The 18,768-nt window shown below is 53.8% G+C and carries 12 protein-coding genes, 6 tRNA genes and 3 rRNA genes; all 21 read right to left on the bottom strand.

Translation table 11 applies throughout. The features are described from left to right. Positions 1 to 12: 12 nt before the first annotated feature. On the bottom strand, positions 13 to 4,086 hold the full coding sequence (gene rpoB, locus E3Z29_RS28400) for a DNA-directed RNA polymerase subunit beta (protein WP_098965865.1): 4,074 nt from the start codon (positions 4,084 to 4,086) through the stop codon (positions 13 to 15). Positions 4,087 to 4,307: 221 nt separating this feature from the next. After that, entirely contained in the window at positions 4,308 to 4,673 is a 366-nt protein-coding gene (gene rplL / locus E3Z29_RS28405) for a 50S ribosomal protein L7/L12 (RefSeq protein WP_007962228.1), read from the bottom strand. 74 nt (positions 4,674 to 4,747) lie between these two features. Continuing rightward, positions 4,748 to 5,248, bottom strand: a complete 501-nt coding sequence (rplJ, locus tag E3Z29_RS28410; protein ID WP_003228752.1) for a 50S ribosomal protein L10 — start codon at positions 5,246 to 5,248, stop codon at positions 4,748 to 4,750. A 198-nt stretch (positions 5,249 to 5,446) separates the two neighbouring features. After that, a complete protein-coding gene (rplA, locus tag E3Z29_RS28415) occupies positions 5,447 to 6,142 on the bottom strand; it encodes a 50S ribosomal protein L1 (protein ID WP_003228754.1) in 696 nt (231 codons plus the stop codon). After that, entirely contained in the window at positions 6,142 to 6,573 is a 432-nt protein-coding gene (gene rplK / locus E3Z29_RS28420) for a 50S ribosomal protein L11 (protein ID WP_003228756.1), read from the bottom strand. The genes rplA and rplK overlap by 1 nt, the downstream gene beginning before the upstream one ends. Positions 6,574 to 6,690: 117 nt before the next feature. Further along, positions 6,691 to 7,224: a transcription termination/antitermination protein NusG gene (nusG, locus tag E3Z29_RS28425; protein ID WP_025113545.1), complete on the bottom strand. Its 534-nt coding sequence runs from the start codon at positions 7,222 to 7,224 to the stop codon at positions 6,691 to 6,693. A gap of 9 nt (positions 7,225 to 7,233) precedes the next feature. Further along, positions 7,234 to 7,602, bottom strand: coding sequence for a preprotein translocase subunit SecE (gene secE / locus E3Z29_RS28430; protein WP_041074957.1), 369 nt, complete (start codon positions 7,600 to 7,602; stop codon positions 7,234 to 7,236). Between the two features lie 45 nt (positions 7,603 to 7,647). After that, positions 7,648 to 7,723, bottom strand: a tRNA-Trp gene (locus tag E3Z29_RS28435). 53 nt (positions 7,724 to 7,776) lie between these two features. Then, positions 7,777 to 8,970, bottom strand: coding sequence for an elongation factor Tu (tuf, locus tag E3Z29_RS28440; protein ID WP_134787453.1), 1,194 nt, complete (start codon positions 8,968 to 8,970; stop codon positions 7,777 to 7,779). Between the two features lie 84 nt (positions 8,971 to 9,054). Then, positions 9,055 to 9,130: transfer RNA gene (locus tag E3Z29_RS28445), tRNA-Thr, on the bottom strand. Positions 9,131 to 9,156: 26 nt separating this feature from the next. Beyond that, positions 9,157 to 9,230 (bottom strand) — tRNA-Gly (locus E3Z29_RS28450). Between the two features lie 24 nt (positions 9,231 to 9,254). Then, positions 9,255 to 9,339: transfer RNA gene (locus E3Z29_RS28455), tRNA-Tyr, on the bottom strand. 142 nt (positions 9,340 to 9,481) lie between these two features. After that, a complete protein-coding gene (locus tag E3Z29_RS28460; RefSeq protein ID WP_134787454.1) occupies positions 9,482 to 9,919 on the bottom strand; it encodes a hypothetical protein in 438 nt (145 codons plus the stop codon). A 7-nt stretch (positions 9,920 to 9,926) separates the two neighbouring features. Beyond that, positions 9,927 to 10,676 carry a pantothenate kinase gene (locus E3Z29_RS28465; RefSeq protein WP_098965871.1) on the bottom strand — a complete coding sequence of 250 codons (750 nt, stop codon included), beginning with the start codon at positions 10,674 to 10,676 and terminating at the stop codon, positions 9,927 to 9,929. Then, positions 10,666 to 11,619 carry a bifunctional biotin--[acetyl-CoA-carboxylase] ligase/biotin operon repressor BirA gene (birA, locus tag E3Z29_RS28470; RefSeq protein ID WP_134787455.1) on the bottom strand — a complete coding sequence of 318 codons (954 nt, stop codon included), beginning with the start codon at positions 11,617 to 11,619 and terminating at the stop codon, positions 10,666 to 10,668. The genes E3Z29_RS28465 and birA overlap by 11 nt, the downstream gene beginning before the upstream one ends. A 132-nt stretch (positions 11,620 to 11,751) precedes the next feature. Further along, a 5S ribosomal RNA gene (gene rrf, locus E3Z29_RS28475) occupies positions 11,752 to 11,867 on the bottom strand. Positions 11,868 to 12,021: 154 nt separating this feature from the next. Beyond that, positions 12,022 to 14,903, bottom strand: a 23S ribosomal RNA gene (locus tag E3Z29_RS28480). 237 nt (positions 14,904 to 15,140) lie between these two features. Beyond that, positions 15,141 to 15,216: transfer RNA gene (locus E3Z29_RS28485), tRNA-Ala, on the bottom strand. Positions 15,217 to 15,225: 9 nt separating this feature from the next. Continuing rightward, positions 15,226 to 15,302: transfer RNA gene (locus E3Z29_RS28490), tRNA-Ile, on the bottom strand. Between the two features lie 122 nt (positions 15,303 to 15,424). Further along, a 16S ribosomal RNA gene (locus E3Z29_RS28495) occupies positions 15,425 to 16,957 on the bottom strand. The 16S, 23S and 5S rRNA genes sit together here with 2 tRNA genes alongside, the layout of an rRNA operon. A 552-nt stretch (positions 16,958 to 17,509) precedes the next feature. Continuing rightward, positions 17,510 to 18,709: a tyrosine--tRNA ligase gene (gene tyrS, locus E3Z29_RS28505; protein WP_027610745.1), complete on the bottom strand. Its 1,200-nt coding sequence runs from the start codon at positions 18,707 to 18,709 to the stop codon at positions 17,510 to 17,512. Positions 18,710 to 18,768: the final 59 nt, after the last annotated feature.

Consider the following 18,768-nt stretch of genomic DNA (forward strand, 5'->3'; position numbering starts at 1 on the left):
TCGCGTCACGTGTTATTCGGTTTCCAGATCGATATCGATGCCGAGGGAACGAATTTCCTTGATCAACACGTTGAAGGACTCGGGCATGCCCGGCTCCATACGGTGATCGCCATCCACGATGTTTTTGTACATCTTGGTACGGCCGTTCACATCGTCCGACTTCACTGTGAGCATTTCTTGCAGAGTGTAAGCGGCACCGTATGCTTCCAGTGCCCAGACCTCCATCTCCCCGAAACGCTGACCACCGAACTGCGCCTTACCACCCAGCGGCTGCTGGGTAACCAGGCTGTACGAACCGGTAGAACGCGCGTGCATCTTGTCGTCTACCAAGTGGTTCAGCTTCAGCATGTACATGTAGCCAACGGTAACTGGACGCTCGAACTTGTTGCCGGTACGGCCGTCAGTCAGCTGCATCTGGCCGCTTTCCGGCAGGTCTGCCAGTTTCAGCATGGCCTTGATTTCGCTTTCCTTGGCACCGTCGAACACTGGAGTGGCCATTGGAACGCCGCCACGCAGGTTCTTCGCCAGATCCAGGATTTCCTGATCGGAGAAGCTATCCAGATCTTCGTTACGACCGCCGATCTGGTTGTAGATCTCGTCGAGGAAGGTACGCAGTTCAGCGACTTTACGCTGCTCTTCGACCATCCGGTTGATCTTCTCGCCCAGACCTTTGGCCGCGAGGCCCAGGTGGGTTTCAAGGATCTGACCAACGTTCATACGCGAAGGTACGCCCAACGGGTTGAGGACGACGTCGACCGGGGTGCCATTGGCATCGTGCGGCATGTCTTCAACCGGCATGATCACGGAGACCACACCTTTGTTACCGTGACGACCGGCCATCTTGTCGCCCGGCTGAATGCGACGACGGATTGCCAGGTAAACCTTGACGATTTTCAGCACGCCTGGAGCCAGGTCATCGCCCTGCTGCAGTTTGCGCTTCTTGTCTTCGAACTTGTCGTCCAGCAGACGGCGGCGATCAACGATGTAGGCCTGAGCCTTCTCGAGCTGCTCGTTCAGAGCATCTTCAGCCATGCGCAGTTTGAACCACTGACCATGCTCAAGACCGTCGAGAACTTCGTCGGTGATGTCCTGACCTTTCTTCAGACCGGCGCCGCCTTCAGCCTTGTGGCCTACCAGAGCGGAGCGCAGACGTTCGAAGGTCGCGCCTTCTACGATACGAAACTCTTCGTTCAGATCCTTGCGGATCTCGTCCAACTGGGACTTCTCGATCGACAGAGCACGAGCATCACGCTCAACGCCGTCGCGGGTGAAGACCTGTACGTCGATGACAGTACCTTTGGTACCGGTAGGTACACGCAGGGAGGTGTCTTTAACGTCGCTGGCTTTTTCACCGAAGATCGCACGCAGCAGTTTTTCTTCCGGAGTCAGTTGGGTCTCGCCTTTCGGAGTGACTTTACCGACCAGGATGTCGCCTGCGCCTACTTCAGCACCTACGTAAACGATACCGGCTTCGTCCAGCTTGTTCAGTGCAGCCTCACCCACGTTCGGGATGTCCGCAGTGATTTCCTCTGGGCCAAGCTTGGTGTCACGAGCCACACAGGTCAGTTCCTGAATGTGAATCGTGGTGAAGCGGTCTTCCTGAACCACACGCTCGGACAGGCAGATGGAGTCTTCGAAGTTGAAGCCGTTCCATGCCATGAACGCGATGCGCATGTTCTGCCCCAGTGCCAGTTCACCCATGTCGGTGGACGGGCCGTCAGCCATGATGTCGCTACGCTGAACGCGATCACCCTTTCTCACCAGCGGACGCTGGTTGATGCAGGTGTTCTGGTTCGAGCGGGTGTATTTGGTCAGGTTGTAGATGTCGACACCAGCTTCACCGGTTTCAACTTCGTCATCGGCAACACGAACCACGATACGGCTGGCATCAACAGAGTCGATCACGCCGCCACGACGAGCCACGACGCAAACGCCGGAGTCGCGAGCCACGTTACGCTCCATGCCGGTACCTACCAGCGGCTTGTCAGCACGCAGGGTTGGTACAGCTTGACGCTGCATGTTCGAACCCATCAACGCACGGTTGGCGTCGTCGTGCTCGAGGAACGGAATCAGCGACGCTGCAACCGAAACTACCTGCTTCGGCGAAACGTCCATCAGGGTGACGTCTTCCGGCGCCTTGACGGTGAATTCGTTCAGGTGACGTACGGCTACCAGCTCGTCGATCAGGACTTTCTGGTCGTTCATGGTCGCCGAAGCCTGCGCGATCACGTGATCGGCTTCTTCAATGGCGGACAGGAACACGATCTCGTCAGTGACCACACCCTCTTTCACCACGCGGTACGGGCTTTCCAGGAAGCCGTACTGGTTGGTGCGGGCATAAGCAGCCAAGGAGTTGATCAGACCGATGTTCGGACCTTCCGGCGTTTCAATCGGGCATACACGACCGTAGTGAGTCGGGTGTACGTCACGAACTTCAAAGCCTGCGCGCTCACGAGTCAGACCGCCAGGGCCGAGTGCAGAGACACGACGCTTGTGGGTGATCTCGGACAGCGGGTTGTTCTGGTCCATGAACTGCGAGAGCTGGCTGGAACCGAAGAACTCTTTCACCGCCGCAGCCACTGGCTTGGCGTTGATCAGGTCTTGCGGCATCAGGCCTTCGCTTTCAGCCATCGACAGACGCTCTTTGACCGCACGCTCAACACGTACCAGGCCAACGCGGAACTGGTTCTCGGCCATTTCGCCTACGCAGCGAACACGACGGTTACCCAGGTGGTCGATGTCATCGACGATGCCTTTACCGTTACGGATGTCGACCAGAGTCTTCAGTACCGCGACGATGTCTTCCTTGCACAGCACGCCCGAACCTTCGATCTCGGTACGACCGATACGACGGTTGAACTTCATCCGGCCGACCGCAGACAGGTCATAGCGCTCAGGGCTGAAGAACAGGTTGTTGAACAGGGTTTCGGCAGCGTCTTTGGTTGGCGGCTCGCCTGGACGCATCATGCGATAGATCTCGACCAGCGCTTCCAATTGGTTGCTGGTGGAGTCGATCTTCAGCGTGTCGGAGATGAACGGACCGCAGTCGATGTCGTTGGTGTACAGAGTTTCGATGCGAACAACGCCGGCCTTGGCGATTTTCGCCAGGACTTCGGTCGACAGCTCGGTGTTGCACTCTGCCAGGATTTCGCCGGTAGCCGGATGCACGATGACCTTGGCGGTGGTGCGACCCAGGACGTAGTCCAGAGGCACGTCCAGCTCTTTGATCCCGGCCTTTTCCAACTGGTTGATGTGGCGGGCAGTAATACGACGGCCCTGCTCGACAATAACCTTGCCTTTATCGTCCTGGATATCGAGGACAGCCACTTCACCGCGCAGACGCTGAGGCACCAGTTCCAGGCTCAGGCCTTCGCCTTTAACGTGGAATACGTTGGTGGTGTAGAAAGCGTCCAGCACTTCTTCGGTGGTGTAGCCGAGCGCGCGCAGCAGCACCGAGGCCGGCAGCTTGCGACGACGGTCGATACGCACGAACACGCAGTCTTTCGGGTCGAACTCGAAGTCCAGCCACGAACCGCGGTAAGGAATGATGCGCGCGGAGTACAGCAGTTTACCGGAACTGTGCGTCTTGCCGCGGTCGTGGTCAAAGAACACGCCCGGGGAACGGTGCAGCTGGGAAACGATAACACGCTCGGTACCGTTGATTACGAAGGTACCGTTCTCAGTCATCAATGGGATTTCGCCCATGTAGACTTCTTGCTCTTTGATGTCCTTGATCGCTTTGTTCGACGACTCTTTGTCGAAAATGATCAGGCGCACTTTTACCCGCAAAGGTACGGCGAAAGTTACACCGCGCAATACGCATTCTTTGACATCAAATGCCGGTTCGCCCAGGCGATAACCGACGTACTCCAGCGCAGCATTGCCGGAGTAGCTGATGATCGGGAAAACGGATTTGAAGGCCGCATGCAGGCCCACGTCGCGGAACTGATCTTTAGTCGCTCCCGCTTGCAAGAATTCACGATACGAATCCAGCTGGATGGCCAGGAGGTACGGCACATCCATGACGTCCGGCAACTTGCTAAAGTCCTTGCGGATACGTTTTTTCTCAGTATATGAGTAAGCCATCAGCGTTCCCCAGCTTGGTCACCTGCTTGTTTGGCCCCTCCCGACGGGAGCAGCCAGAAAATCGTGCAAACCCCATGGTTTGCGCCACCGCATCGGGTGGTTACAGCGCCTTTATCAGCACCGACCCAGTCGGCTGCCAATAACGGAAAAAGGCCGGTGGCAAGAGCCACCAGCCATCAGCCTGTCGCTTGACGCTCGGGCTGGAGGAGCAAAGTCGATACTTATTTCAGCTCGACTTTAGCGCCTGCTTCTTCCAGCTTCTTCTTAGCGTCTTCAGCAGCTTCTTTCGAAACGCCTTCAGCTACAACCTGAGGAGCGCCGTCTACTTTCTCTTTGGCTTCTTTCAGGCCCAGACCGGTCAGTTCACGAACTGCCTTGATCACGTTAACCTTCTTCTCGCCAGCTTCCAGCAGAACAACGTTGAACTCGGTTTGCTCTTCAACAGCAGCAGCAGCTACAGCTGGGCCAGCCGAAGCAGCAGCAGCGGTAACACCGAAGGTTTCTTCCATCGCTTTGATCAGCTCAACGATTTCCACTACGGATTTCTGGCCGATTGCTTCGATGATTTGTTCGTTAGTCAGAGACATGACTCAATTCCTGAATTGGGGGACGGCCTACGCGACCATCGAAATAAACAAAAAACGCGAGAAGTTGACGAGCCTTAGGCTGCGGCAGCTTCTTTCTGGTCGCGAATTGCCGCCAGAGTACGAGCCAACTTGCTGGTAGCGCCTTGAATCACGCTCATCAGCTGAGAAATTGCTTCGTCACGGGTCGGCAGAGTTGCCAGTACGTCGATCTGATTAGCTGCGAGGAACTTGCCCTCGAACGCAGCTGCCTTGATCTCGAACTTGTCCTGACCCTTGGCAAACTCTTTGAAGATACGGGCAGCAGCGCCCGGATGTTCGTTCGAGAATGCAATCAGGGTCGGGCCGGTGAACACGTCGTTGAGAACACTGTATTCAGTGTCAGCAACAGCGCGCTTGAGCAGGGTGTTACGTACAACACGTACGTAAACGCCAGCTTCACGAGCCTCTTTACGGAGTCCGGTCATTGCGCCTACTGTTACGCCACGGGCATCAACCACGACAGCGGACAGAGCGACTTTGGCAGCCTCGTTGACTTCAGCGACGATGGCCTTCTTGTCTTCGAGATTAATTGCCACGGGTTTAACTCCTGCTTGTTACCGTTTCACTCGGTCGAAACCGAATGTCGTTTTGGTGTCTGATTCGGTAAGGAACCGGGAGCACCATCTGCGTAGGCTTGTGGTTTAAGGCTTGCGCCGCCTACGGTCTTGGATAGCCCCCGCCAGGCAGGGACCCCAATCTTTCAATTGGCGCGAATAATCGCACCAACCTTTGTCTTACGCGTCCAGCGAGCTCTGGTCGATAACCAGACCTGGGCCCATAGTGGTGCTCAGGGTAACGCGCTTGACGTAAATACCTTTCGAGGAAGCTGGTTTGATACGCTTCAGGTCAGCGATCAGGGCCTCAACGTTTTCCTTCAGCTTGACGGCATCGAAACCGATCTTGCCAACGGAGGTGTGGATGATGCCGTTTTTGTCGGTGCGATAACGAACCTGACCAGCCTTGGCGTTTTTAACCGCGGTAGCTACGTCTGGAGTTACGGTGCCGACTTTCGGGTTAGGCATCAGGCCACGTGGACCGAGGATCTGACCCAGTTGACCTACAACGCGCATGGCATCCGGGGATGCGATCACTACGTCGTAGTTCAGGTCGCCGCCTTTCATTTCGGCAGCCAGGTCGTCCATACCTACACGGTCAGCGCCGGCAGCCAGAGCGGCCTCAGCAGCTGGACCCTGGGTGAACACAGCAACGCGAACGGTCTTGCCAGTGCCGTGTGGCAGCACAGTAGCGCTACGAACAACCTGGTCGGATTTACGCGGGTCTACACCCAGGTTTACAGCAACGTCGAACGACTCGCTGAACTTGACAGTCGACAGCTCAGCCAGCAGAGCAGCAGCGTCTACAATGTTGTAGGCCTTGCCTGCTTCGATTTTGCCGGCGATAGCCTTTTGACGCTTGGTCAGCTTAGCCATTACACACCCTCCACGTTAAGGCCCATGCTACGAGCAGAACCGGCGATAGTACGCACGGCTGCATCCATATCAGCTGCAGTCAGATCCGCGTTTTTGGTTTTCGCGATTTCTTCCAGCTGAGCACGGGTAACAGTGCCAACCTTAACGGTGTTCGGACGAGCGGAACCGCTGGTCAGACCGGCCGCCTTCTTCAGCAGAACCGAAGCAGGGGTGGATTTGGTTTCGAAAGTGAAGCTACGGTCGCTGTAGACAGTGATGATCACTGGAGTCGGCAGACCTGCTTCAAGACCCTGAGTACGGGCGTTGAAAGCCTTGCAGAATTCCATGATGTTCACGCCGTGCTGACCCAGAGCAGGACCAACAGGTGGGCTTGGGTTAGCCTGAGCGGCCTTCACTTGCAGCTTGATGTAAGCGGTAATCTTCTTGGCCATGAGGCACTCCAATTACGGGTTCGAACGCCTCGAAAGGCTCCCCGGTTACTTGCGCGTTTATCCCAGTGACGACAAAACCCCACAGCCTAGGGCTGCGGGGTTGGGATGCTTGTTCAGCTAGACCTTTTCGACCTGACTGAACTCCAACTCTACCGGAGTAGAGCGACCGAAAATAAGCACTGCCACCTGGACACGGCTCTTTTCGTAGTTAACTTCTTCGACGGTGCCGTTAAAGTCAGCGAATGGACCGTCAGTAACACGAACTACCTCACCCGGCTCAAACAGAGTCTTCGGTTTCGGCTTATCGCTACCATCAGCCACGCGACGCAGAATGGCTTCCGCCTCTTTGTCGGTGATTGGAGCAGGCTTGTCGGCGGTACCGCCAATGAAGCCCATCACCCGAGGAGTATCCTTGACCAAGTGCCAAGTACCCTCATTCATATCCATCTGTACCAGCACATAGCCTGGGAAGAACTTGCGTTCGCTTTTGCGCTTCTGGCCATTACGCATTTCAACCACTTCTTCAGTGGGAACCAGAATTTCGCCGAAGCCATCTTCCATGCCAGCCAGCTTAACGCGCTCAATCAGCGAGCGCATGACATGCTTCTCGTAACCCGAGTAAGCATGCACAACGTACCAACGCTTAGCCACGGGACACCCTTAGCCGACAATCAAGGAAACAAGCCAACCGAGCAGGGAATCAACACCCCACAACAGCAACGCCATAACGATAACCACAGCAACAACGATCAACGTTGTCTGCGTGGTTTCCTGGCGAGTTGGCCATACGACTTTACGAATCTCGGTGCGCGCTTCCTTAACCAGTACAAAGAACGACTTGCCCTTTGCAGTCTGCAGGCCTACAAAGGCAGCTACAGCAGCAATTACGAGCAAAGCGAGTACACGGTACAGGATCGGTGAAGCAGCGTAATACTGATTGCCAACTACACCCACAACCACCAAAGCAGCTACCACAAGCCACTTGAGCAGATCGAAGCGAGAGCCTTGAGCTTCAGCCTTAGGAGTCATCTATGAAGATCCTGTGAAAAGAAAGCCAGACACACCGAGTGAATCTGGCAGGTCAGGAGGGAATCGAACCCCCAACCTACGGTTTTGGAGACCGTCGCTCTGCCAATTGAGCTACTGACCTAAAACAAAATCAGGCCGACCATTATGCCGGCCCGAAAAATACATTACAACCGCTTATTCGATGATTTTAGCTACGACGCCAGCGCCGACGGTACGACCGCCTTCACGGATAGCGAAACGCAGACCATCTTCCATCGCGATGGTTTTGATCAGGGTAACAGTCATCTGAATGTTGTCACCTGGCATTACCATTTCAACGCCTTCTGGCAGTTCGCAGTTACCAGTCACGTCAGTAGTACGGAAGTAGAACTGTGGACGGTAGCCTTTGAAGAACGGAGTGTGACGACCGCCTTCTTCCTTGCTCAGAACGTAAACTTCTGCGGTGAACTTGGTGTGCGGCTTAACCGAACCCGGCTTAACCAGAACCTGACCACGCTCAACGTCGTCACGCTTGGCACCACGCAGCAGAACGCCGCAGTTCTCGCCAGCACGACCTTCGTCGAGCAGCTTGCGGAACATCTCAACACCGGTGCAGGTGGTGGTGGTGGTGTCACGCAGACCAACGATTTCCAGTGCATCTTGAACGCGAACGATACCGCGCTCGATACGACCAGTCACAACAGTACCGCGACCCGAGATCGAGAATACGTCTTCGATTGGCATCAGGAATGGCTTGTCGATCATACGAACTGGTTCTGGGATGTAGCTGTCCAGAGTTTCAACCAGTTTCTTGACGGCAGTGGTGCCCATCTCGTTGTCGTCTTTGCCTTCCAGCGCCATACGAGCCGAACCGATGATGATTGGAGTGTCATCGCCCGGGAAGTCGTAGGTGGACAGCAGGTCGCGAACTTCCATCTCAACCAGCTCCAGCAGCTCAGCGTCGTCTACCAGGTCAGCCTTGTTCAGGAAAACCACGATGTACGGAACGCCTACCTGACGGGACAGCAGGATGTGCTCACGGGTTTGTGGCATCGGACCATCAGCGGCCGAGCAAACCAGGATAGCGCCGTCCATTTGAGCAGCACCGGTGATCATGTTCTTCACATAGTCAGCGTGACCTGGGCAGTCAACGTGAGCGTAGTGACGGATCAGCGAGTTGTACTCAACGTGTGCGGTGTTGATGGTGATACCGCGAGCTTTTTCTTCTGGAGCGCTGTCGATCTTGTCGAATTCAACCACGGCCGAACCGAAAACTTCGGAGCAGACGCGAGTCAGAGCAGCGGTCAGAGTGGTTTTACCGTGGTCAACGTGACCAATGGTCCCTACGTTGACGTGGGGCAGGGAACGATCAAATTTTTCCTTAGCCATCGATAACACCCTCAACAGAAGAATTAGACGAACGATATCTACCATTAAAACAAAGGCAGATATTTTCATATCTGCCTTGTTATATGGAGCTCTTGAGCGGATTTGAACCGCTGACCTCACCCTTACCAAGGGTGTGCTCTACCAACTGAGCTACAAGAGCGTAACACTTTGCAGAACCTGCAAACTTGGAGCGGGTAGCGGGAATCGAACCCGCATCATCAGCTTGGAAGGCTGAGGTTCTACCACTAAACTATACCCGCGGAGCTTGCAGCTCACGCTAAAAATGGTGGAGGGGGAAGGATTCGAACCTTCGAAGTCGTAGACGTCAGATTTACAGTCTGATCCCTTTGGCCGCTCGGGAACCCCTCCTAAGCGAGCCGGCATTCTATACTATGCCGACCTTCTGTCAAGCATTTTCTCATTAAAAACCTGAGGTTAGCTGCGTTGACACCGCTCCACTTTGACAACCTGTTTAGGTGTTCGCTGTGGAGCGGGCGCCATTCTATGCAAACTATTCCAGCGGTGCAACCCCCTCACACAGCATTATTTTATGTTTTAACTCATTGAATTCCTTAGAAAGGTTCTGCAACTGCACATCCCCCAATAAACGCTGGCTTTCGGGCGCAATGCGCAACCAATATCCAGGCTCGGGAAGATCCTTTTGCGATGCCTGAACCTTCACACTCATGCCCGCTAGACGCATCTGTAGCGCGGAAAGGCTGCTTTCTTGAGTCAAACCACCCAAAAACAGACACTCCTGTCCGGCACGGCGTGCGCCTTGCCCTCCCGCAGAGTCACCAGTCGCCTCACTCAATAAGCGAATATCTTGCTGGGACCCGCGGTACATGCTGAGAGGAGTGACATCTTTTGCACGCAAGGGCGCCTCCTGCTGATGCCAGACGTAATAGAACACATTGAGAACAACGAGCAGCAGGAACAACCAACGCATACAAACCTCAAGTTAAAGGACACGCCATCGCCAACCCTACAAATACCAGGTCAGGGACGATCCGAGCATCAGGCACGACGTCCGCCACCAATCCAGCATCGCCACCGGTAATAAAGACAGCAAAGCGCTCCCCCCAATAGGATCGAGCCATTTCCATCTGGGTCAGAACGAAACCTCTCAACATTAAAGAGCACCCTCGCTCCACCGCCTCGACGGTACTGCGCCCCGGAGCATGGCTCGTCAACGCTTTTTCGGCAGCCAAGTCCCCATAACGGATTTTCCGGGTATGCGTACGTAACTGGTTACGCATCAAGGGCATTCCTGGGCAAATGAATCCCCCAAGGTGCTCACCTTCGGCATTAATAAAGTCGGCCGTCACAGCAGTGCCAAAATCCAGAATCAGACAGGCGCCGGCAGCCAGATGAAAGCCACCGAGCATCGCCAACCAGCGATCCAGTCCCAAGCGTTCATAGTCGTCATAGCCATTCCTGACACCAGACATTTCACTGGCCGACTTGGCGCACACTACCGAGATGCAGAACGTCTGCTCGAGAATTCGGGTGAGCGCAGCAGTTTCTTCGCTGGTTCTTACGCTGACCAACCGACATTTGCGCAACGACAGGTTCTCAAATGCGCACAAGCTATCCACCAGAGCTTGGTCCGAGTCGACAACACCTTCCGCGAAAAGACCGCCAGCAGCCGTATTCAATACGCGCCACTTGATAAAGCTATTCCCACAGTCGAGCTCAAGAATCATCACGCAACCTCAGACTGAGCTCACCACCACTAAATACTTTTTCCACGCCGTCCACCTTCAAGCGCAGCGCACCCTGGCTATCAATACCAAGCACTACGCCTTCTATATGACTAACGCCCGCAACCAAAGAAACCGGGCGACCTTGCCACATGTGATCCTTTTCCCATTCCTCCTGGAACGCAGAGAAACCATGGACCTGATGACGCTGGATATAACCGCGCAGTTGGTCGCTCAGCTCAGCCACCAAGACGTTGCGATCGCAGGTTTGACCCGTCTCGAGTCGAATTGACGTCCATTGCTGGTCAACTTCCTCAGCAACCTGCATGTTCACATTAATGCCTATACCCAGCACCACATGGCAAACATCTGCCGGATCCCCTACTAGCTCAAGAAGAATACCGGCGACTTTCTTGTTCCCGACCAGCACATCGTTGGGCCACTTCAATCCTGCGCCCGCCACCCCCAGCTTTCGCAGGGCATGCATAACAGCCAAACCGACCACCAGACTCAAGCCCTCAAGCTGGCGCATGCCACCTTCAATGCGCAGGACCAGGCTGTAGTAGAGATTTTCAGCAAAAGGGCTTACCCATTTGCGGCCTCGGCGACCGCGACCGGAAATCTGTCGTTCGGCCAATACCAGAAACGGCGCCGCTCGACCCTGATTGATCGCGCGAAGCGCCTCTGCGTTAGTGGAATCGATGGAATCAAAGACTGTAATCGGCCAAACCGCTGCTAAGGCACTAATCTTCAGGGGGTCGAGGAGCGTCAAGGGTGCAGCCAGTTGATAGCCTCTGCCCCGGACTTTGTTTATGGACAACCCGAGCTCAGCCTCAAGATGCTGAAGCTGCTTCCACACCGCACTTCGACTGATTCCCAGGGTAACCCCCAGAGCCTCGCCGGAATGGAATCGACCATCCTTTAATAGATTCAACAACGTCAGCATGCAGGTCTCGCCTCACAATGAGGTCCGAATAATAGCCATGAGCCGGGCGATTGCATAGAAATCAAGCGCACCACTTTCCTGCGGGCAAAACAAAACCCCAACTGCTTTCGCAATTGGGGTTTCGGAATTTAATCTTGACGATGACCTACTCTCACATGGGGAAACCCCACACTACCATCGGCGATGCATCGTTTCACTTCTGAGTTCGGGATGGGATCAGGTGGTTCCAACGCTCTATGGTCGTCAAGAAATTCGGGTACTGACTCGTGACCGGCTGGCCTCGCTTCAGCAAATCGGGTATGTGATACAGGTGTTTTGTGAGCATCGCGAACTTTCGGTTCATTGCGTCTTCACACACCGCAATCTGGTCTCTTTCGAGCATTCAGATTGCTTGGGTGTTATATGGTCAAGCCTCACGGGCAATTAGTATTGGTTAGCTCAACGCCTCACAGCGCTTACACACCCAACCTATCAACGTCGTAGTCTTCGACGGCCCTTCAGGGAACTCAAGGTTCCAGTGAGATCTCATCTTGAGGCAAGTTTCCCGCTTAGATGCTTTCAGCGGTTATCTTTCCCGAACATAGCTACCCGGCAATGCCACTGGCGTGACAACCGGAACACCAGAGGTTCGTCCACTCCGGTCCTCTCGTACTAGGAGCAGCCCCTCTCAAATCTCAAACGTCCACGGCAGATAGGGACCGAACTGTCTCACGACGTTCTAAACCCAGCTCGCGTACCACTTTAAATGGCGAACAGCCATACCCTTGGGACCGGCTTCAGCCCCAGGATGTGATGAGCCGACATCGAGGTGCCAAACACCGCCGTCGATATGAACTCTTGGGCGGTATCAGCCTGTTATCCCCGGAGTACCTTTTATCCGTTGAGCGATGGCCCTTCCATACAGAACCACCGGATCACTAAGACCTACTTTCGTACCTGCTCGACGTGTCTGTCTCGCAGTCAAGCGCGCTTTTGCCTTTATACTCTACGACCGATTTCCGACCGGTCTGAGCGCACCTTCGTACTCCTCCGTTACTCTTTAGGAGGAGACCGCCCCAGTCAAACTACCCACCATACACTGTCCTCGATCCGGATAACGGACCTGAGTTAGAACCTCAAAGTTGCCAGGGTGGTATTTCAAGGATGGCTCCACGCGAACTGGCGTCCACGCTTCAAAGCCTCCCACCTATCCTACACAAGCAAATTCAAAGTCCAGTGCAAAGCTATAGTAAAGGTTCACGGGGTCTTTCCGTCTAGCCGCGGATACACTGCATCTTCACAGCGATTTCAATTTCACTGAGTCTCGGGTGGAGACAGCGCCGCCATCGTTACGCCATTCGTGCAGGTCGGAACTTACCCGACAAGGAATTTCGCTACCTTAGGACCGTTATAGTTACGGCCGCCGTTTACCGGGGCTTCGATCAAGAGCTTCGCGTTAGCTAACCCCATAAACCTTCCGGCACCGGGCAGGCGTCACACCCTATACGTCCACTTTCGTGTTTGCAGAGTGCTGTGTTTTTAATAAACAGTCGCAGCGGCCTGGTATCTTCGACCGGCATGAGCTTACGGAGCAAGTCCTTCACCCTCACCGGCGCACCTTCTCCCGAAGTTACGGTGCCATTTTGCCTAGTTCCTTCACCCGAGTTCTCTCAAGCGCCTTGGTATTCTCTACCCAACCACCTGTGTCGGTTTGGGTACGGTTCCTGGTTATCTGAAGCTTAGAAGCTTTTCTTGGAAGCATGGCATCAACCACTTCGTCACCTAAAAGGTAACTCGTCATCAGCTCTCGGCCTTAAGATCCCGGATTTACCTAAGATCTCAGCCTACCACCTTAAACTTGGACAACCAACGCCAAGCTGGCCTAGCCTTCTCCGTCCCTCCATCGCAATAACCAGAAGTACAGGAATATTAACCTGTTTTCCATCGACTACGCTTTTCAGCCTCGCCTTAGGGACCGACTAACCCTGCGTCGATTAACGTTGCGCAGGAAACCTTGGTCTTTCGGCGTGGGTGTTTTTCACCCATTGTCGTTACTCATGTCAGCATTCGCACTTCTGATACCTCCAGCAAGCTTCTCAACTCACCTTCACAGGCTTACAGAACGCTCCTCTACCGCATCACTTGCGTGATACCCGTAGCTTCGGTGTATGGTTTGAGCCCCGTTACATCTTCCGCGCAGGCCGACTCGACTAGTGAGCTATTACGCTTTCTTTAAAGGGTGGCTGCTTCTAAGCCAACCTCCTAGCTGTCTAAGCCTTCCCACATCGTTTCCCACTTAACCATAACTTTGGGACCTTAGCTGACGGTCTGGGTTGTTTCCCTTTTCACGACGGACGTTAGCACCCGCCGTGTGTCTCCCATGCTCGGCACTTGTAGGTATTCGGAGTTTGCATCGGTTTGGTAAGTCGGGATGACCCCCTAGCCGAAACAGTGCTCTACCCCCTACAGTGATACATGAGGCGCTACCTAAATAGCTTTCGAGGAGAACCAGCTATCTCCGAGCTTGATTAGCCTTTCACTCCGATCCACAGGTCATCCGCTAACTTTTCAACGGTAGTCGGTTCGGTCCTCCAGTCAGTGTTACCTAACCTTCAACCTGCCCATGGATAGATCGCCCGGTTTCGGGTCTTCCCAGCGACTAGACGCCCTATTAAGACTCGCTTTCGCTACGCCTCCCCTATTCGGTTTTAAGCTCGACTGAAAAAAGTCGCTGACCCATTATACAAAAGGTACGCAGTCACCCAACAAAGTGGGCTCCCACTGCTTGTACGCATACGGTTTCAGGATCTATTTCACTCCCCTCTCCGGGGTTCTTTTCGCCTTTCCCTCACGGTACTAGTTCACTATCGGTCAGTCAGTAGTATTTAGCCTTGGAGGATGGTCCCCCCATATTCAGACAAAGTTTCTCGTGCTCCGTCCTACTCGATTTCATGACTAAGAGACTTTCGCGTACAGGGCTATCACCCACTATGGCCGCACTTTCCAGAGCGTTCCGCTAATCTCAAAGCCACTTAAGGGCTAGTCCCCGTTCGCTCGCCACTACTAAGGGAATCTCGGTTGATTTCTTTTCCTCAGGGTACTTAGATGTTTCAGTTCCCCTGGTTCGCCTCTTGCACCTATGTATTCAGTACAAGATAACCATCTTATGATGGCTGGGTTCCCCCATTCAGACATCTCCGGATCAAAGTCTGTTTGCCGACTCCCCGAAGCTTTTCGCAGGCTACCACGTCTTTCATCGCCTCTGACTGCCAAGGCATCCACCGTATGCGCTTCTTCACTTGACCATATAACCCCAAGCAATCTGGTTATACTGTGAAGACGACATTCGCCGAAAATTCGCAAAACTCTTAAGAGTCACTCACAAATTTTACCTTAGCCTGATCCGTTACCAGTGAAAGTAACGTTCAGTCTATCTTTCTATCACATACCCAAATTTTTAAAGAACGATCTAATCAAAGACTAGAAATCAATATTCATTCACGAATATTCATTTCTAAACTCTAACAAGCAGAAGCAGTTAATGGTGGAGCCAAGCGGGATCGAACCGCTGACCTCCTGCGTGCAAGGCAGGCGCTCTCCCAGCTGAGCTATGGCCCCATACAAAATTGGTGGGTCTGGGCAGATTCGAACTGCCGACCTCACCCTTATCAGGGGTGCGCTCTAACCAACTGAGCTACAGACCCAATTTCGAGCGCGTAACTGATTAGCTAAGAGCTATCAGCTTGGAGCTTAAGCTGCTTCTATCGTCTTCTTCAATGAATCAAGCAATTCGTGTGGGAACTTATGGAGCACTGATGTCGTCGATTAAGGAGGTGATCCAGCCGCAGGTTCCCCTACGGCTACCTTGTTACGACTTCACCCCAGTCATGAATCACACCGTGGTAACCGTCCTCCCGAAGGTTAGACTAGCTACTTCTGGTGCAACCCACTCCCATGGTGTGACGGGCGGTGTGTACAAGGCCCGGGAACGTATTCACCGCGACATTCTGATTCGCGATTACTAGCGATTCCGACTTCACGCAGTCGAGTTGCAGACTGCGATCCGGACTACGATCGGTTTTGTGGGATTAGCTCCACCTCGCGGCTTGGCAACCCTCTGTACCGACCATTGTAGCACGTGTGTAGCCCAGGCCGTAAGGGCCATGATGACTTGACGTCATCCCCACCTTCCTCCGGTTTGTCACCGGCAGTCTCCTTAGAGTGCCCACCATAACGTGCTGGTAACTAAGGACAAGGGTTGCGCTCGTTACGGGACTTAACCCAACATCTCACGACACGAGCTGACGACAGCCATGCAGCACCTGTCTCAATGTTCCCGAAGGCACCAATCCATCTCTGGAAAGTTCATTGGATGTCAAGGCCTGGTAAGGTTCTTCGCGTTGCTTCGAATTAAACCACATGCTCCACCGCTTGTGCGGGCCCCCGTCAATTCATTTGAGTTTTAACCTTGCGGCCGTACTCCCCAGGCGGTCAACTTAATGCGTTAGCTGCGCCACTAAGAGCTCAAGGCTCCCAACGGCTAGTTGACATCGTTTACGGCGTGGACTACCAGGGTATCTAATCCTGTTTGCTCCCCACGCTTTCGCACCTCAGTGTCAGTATCAGTCCAGGTGGTCGCCTTCGCCACTGGTGTTCCTTCCTATATCTACGCATTTCACCGCTACACAGGAAATTCCACCACCCTCTACCATACTCTAGCTTGCCAGTTTTGGATGCAGTTCCCAGGTTGAGCCCGGGGATTTCACATCCAACTTAACAAACCACCTACGCGCGCTTTACGCCCAGTAATTCCGATTAACGCTTGCACCCTCTGTATTACCGCGGCTGCTGGCACAGAGTTAGCCGGTGCTTATTCTGTCGGTAACGTCAAAATTGCAGAGTATTAATCTACAACCCTTCCTCCCAACTTAAAGTGCTTTACAATCCGAAGACCTTCTTCACACACGCGGCATGGCTGGATCAGGCTTTCGCCCATTGTCCAATATTCCCCACTGCTGCCTCCCGTAGGAGTCTGGACCGTGTCTCAGTTCCAGTGTGATCATCCTCTCAGACCAGTTACGGATCGTCGCCTTGGTGAGCCATTACCTCACCAACTAGCTAATCCGACCTAGGCTCATCTGATAGCGCAAGGCCCGAAGGTCCCCTGCTTTCTCCCGTAGGACGTATGCGGTATTAGCGTTCCTTTCGAAACGTTGTCCCCCACTACCAGGCAGATTCCTAGGCATTACTCACCCGTCCGCCGCTGAATCCAGGAGCAAGCTCCTTTCATCCGCTCGACTTGCATGTGTTAGGCCTGCCGCCAGCGTTCAATCTGAGCCATGATCAAACTCTTCAGTTCAAACATCTTTGGGTTTTTAAGAAACCCTAAACTTGGCTCAGCAATCGTTGGTTACATCTTTGATTTCTCGCGGAGTAACTTGTGATGCTGATAATCTTGTTGACTATCAGTCTGACTCCACAAGCACCCCACGAATTGCTTGATTCAGTTGTTAAAGAGCGATTGGTTAAGATCTTTCGTCTCAACCGAGGCGCGCATTCTACAGCAGCCTCATTTGCTGTCAAGTGATTATTTTCAGAAGTTTTCGAAGATTTCTTCAACAACTTCAACCACTTGCGCTTCCGATCTCTCGTTAGCGGGGGGCGAATTCTACAGCGTTACACGCCGCTGTCAACACCTCTTTTTCTCCGCTTTCGACCGAGAAGATCGAACCGTCAAAAGAGCCAAACATCACCGCTCTTTCAACTCCTTCCAGGCTTCGATGAACTGAAGCAAGCCGCTGCCGAAAACTGCGTAACTCATTGAATCTCAAGGAGTTTTCCGTTTCGACTGCGCCGGAAGTGGGGCGAATTATAGACTTCTAAAATTCGCCGTCAACCCTTATTTCAAACTTTATTCAGCTTTCAGTGTGATACGTGCAAATGCCTTCTTGCCCGCCTGGCAAACGTGGGTCGCGCCCAGCACATATATAAAGGAGCGATCAACCACCTCACCATCCACACGCACACCACCAGAAGCCAACAGATCACGCGCCGCTGCCGAGTTCTTCACCAGGCCTGCCTTATTCAGGACGGCCGCAATCGGCATATCTTCAGCAGAGGCCAGTTCGATCTCCGGCAGATCATCCGGCAGTTCGCCATCCTTCATACGGTTACCGGCAGCGCGATGAGCATTGGCCGCAGCCTCCTCACCATGGAAGCGCGCGACAATCTCTTCCGCCAACTTGATCTTGATGTCGCGCGGGTTAGCCCCCGCCTCGACATCTGCACGAAAGGCATTGATCTCATCCATCGAACGGAAGCTGAGCAGCTCAAAGTAACGCCACATCAGCGCATCTGGAATCGAAACCAGCTTGCCGTACATCACACCTGGCGCTTCCTGGATACCAACGTAATTGCCCAACGACTTGGACATCTTCTTCACGCCATCCAGACCTTCCAGCAACGGCATGGTCAGAATGCACTGAGCTTCCTGGCCATACCCACGCTGCAGCTCACGCCCCATCAGCAGGTTGAACTTCTGATCGGTACCGCCCAGTTCGACATCCGCGCGCAGAGCAACCGAGTCATAACCCTGAACCAGCGGATAGAGGAACTCATGAATAGCGATCGGCTGATTGGTGGTGTAACGCTTATCGAAGTCATCACGCTCAAGCATACGCGCGACAGTGTATTGCGAAGTCAGACGAATAAAGTCCGCCGGCCCCATCTGATCCATCCAGGTGGAGTTGAACGCAACTTCGGTTTTCGCCGGATCCAGAATCTTGAACACCTGAGACTTGTAGGTCTCGGCGTTTTCCAAAACCTGCTCGCGAGTCAAAGGAGGACGCGTAGCGCTCTTGCCGCTTGGATCACCGATCATCCCGGTGAAGTCACCAATCAGGAAGATCACCTGATGCCCCAATTCCTGGAACTGGCGCAGCTTATTAATAAGCACGGTGTGACCCAAGTGCAGATCCGGGGCGGTTGGATCGAAACCAGCCTTGATACGCAGCGGCTGGCCGCGCTTGAGCTTCTCGATCAGCTCGGACTCGACCAATAGTTCTTCCGCACCACGTTTAATCAGCGCTAGCTGCTCTTCAACCGACTTCATAACAGACCCGCAAGGCTCAGATTCAAAGGGAACCAACCATACAAGATCGTGCACCAATT

The organism is Pseudomonas sp. S150, from assembly GCF_004526365.1.
Taxonomy (GTDB): domain Bacteria; phylum Pseudomonadota; class Gammaproteobacteria; order Pseudomonadales; family Pseudomonadaceae; genus Aquipseudomonas; species Aquipseudomonas putida_A.

What these genes read in the sequence shown, in the direction of transcription:
- rpoB (WP_098965865.1), bottom strand. Translation starts at nt 4,086, where the DNA reads ATGGCTTACTCATATACTGAGAAAAAACGTATCCGCAAGGACTTTAGC.
- rplL (WP_007962228.1), bottom strand. Translation starts at nt 4,673, where the DNA reads ATGTCTCTGACTAACGAACAAATCATCGAAGCAATCGGCCAGAAATCC.
- rplA (WP_003228754.1), bottom strand. Translation starts at nt 6,142, where the DNA reads ATGGCTAAGCTGACCAAGCGTCAAAAGGCTATCGCCGGCAAAATCGAA.
- rplK (WP_003228756.1), bottom strand. Translation starts at nt 6,573, where the DNA reads ATGGCCAAGAAGATTACCGCTTACATCAAGCTGCAAGTGAAGGCCGCT.
- secE (WP_041074957.1), bottom strand. Translation starts at nt 7,602, where the DNA reads ATGACTCCTAAGGCTGAAGCTCAAGGCTCTCGCTTCGATCTGCTCAAG.
- tuf (WP_134787453.1), bottom strand. Translation starts at nt 8,970, where the DNA reads ATGGCTAAGGAAAAATTTGATCGTTCCCTGCCCCACGTCAACGTAGGG.
- E3Z29_RS28460 (WP_134787454.1), bottom strand. Translation starts at nt 9,919, where the DNA reads ATGCGTTGGTTGTTCCTGCTGCTCGTTGTTCTCAATGTGTTCTATTAC.
- E3Z29_RS28465 (WP_098965871.1), bottom strand. Translation starts at nt 10,676, where the DNA reads ATGATTCTTGAGCTCGACTGTGGGAATAGCTTTATCAAGTGGCGCGTA.
- birA (WP_134787455.1), bottom strand. Translation starts at nt 11,619, where the DNA reads ATGCTGACGTTGTTGAATCTATTAAAGGATGGTCGATTCCATTCCGGC.
- tyrS (WP_027610745.1), bottom strand. Translation starts at nt 18,709, where the DNA reads ATGAAGTCGGTTGAAGAGCAGCTAGCGCTGATTAAACGTGGTGCGGAA.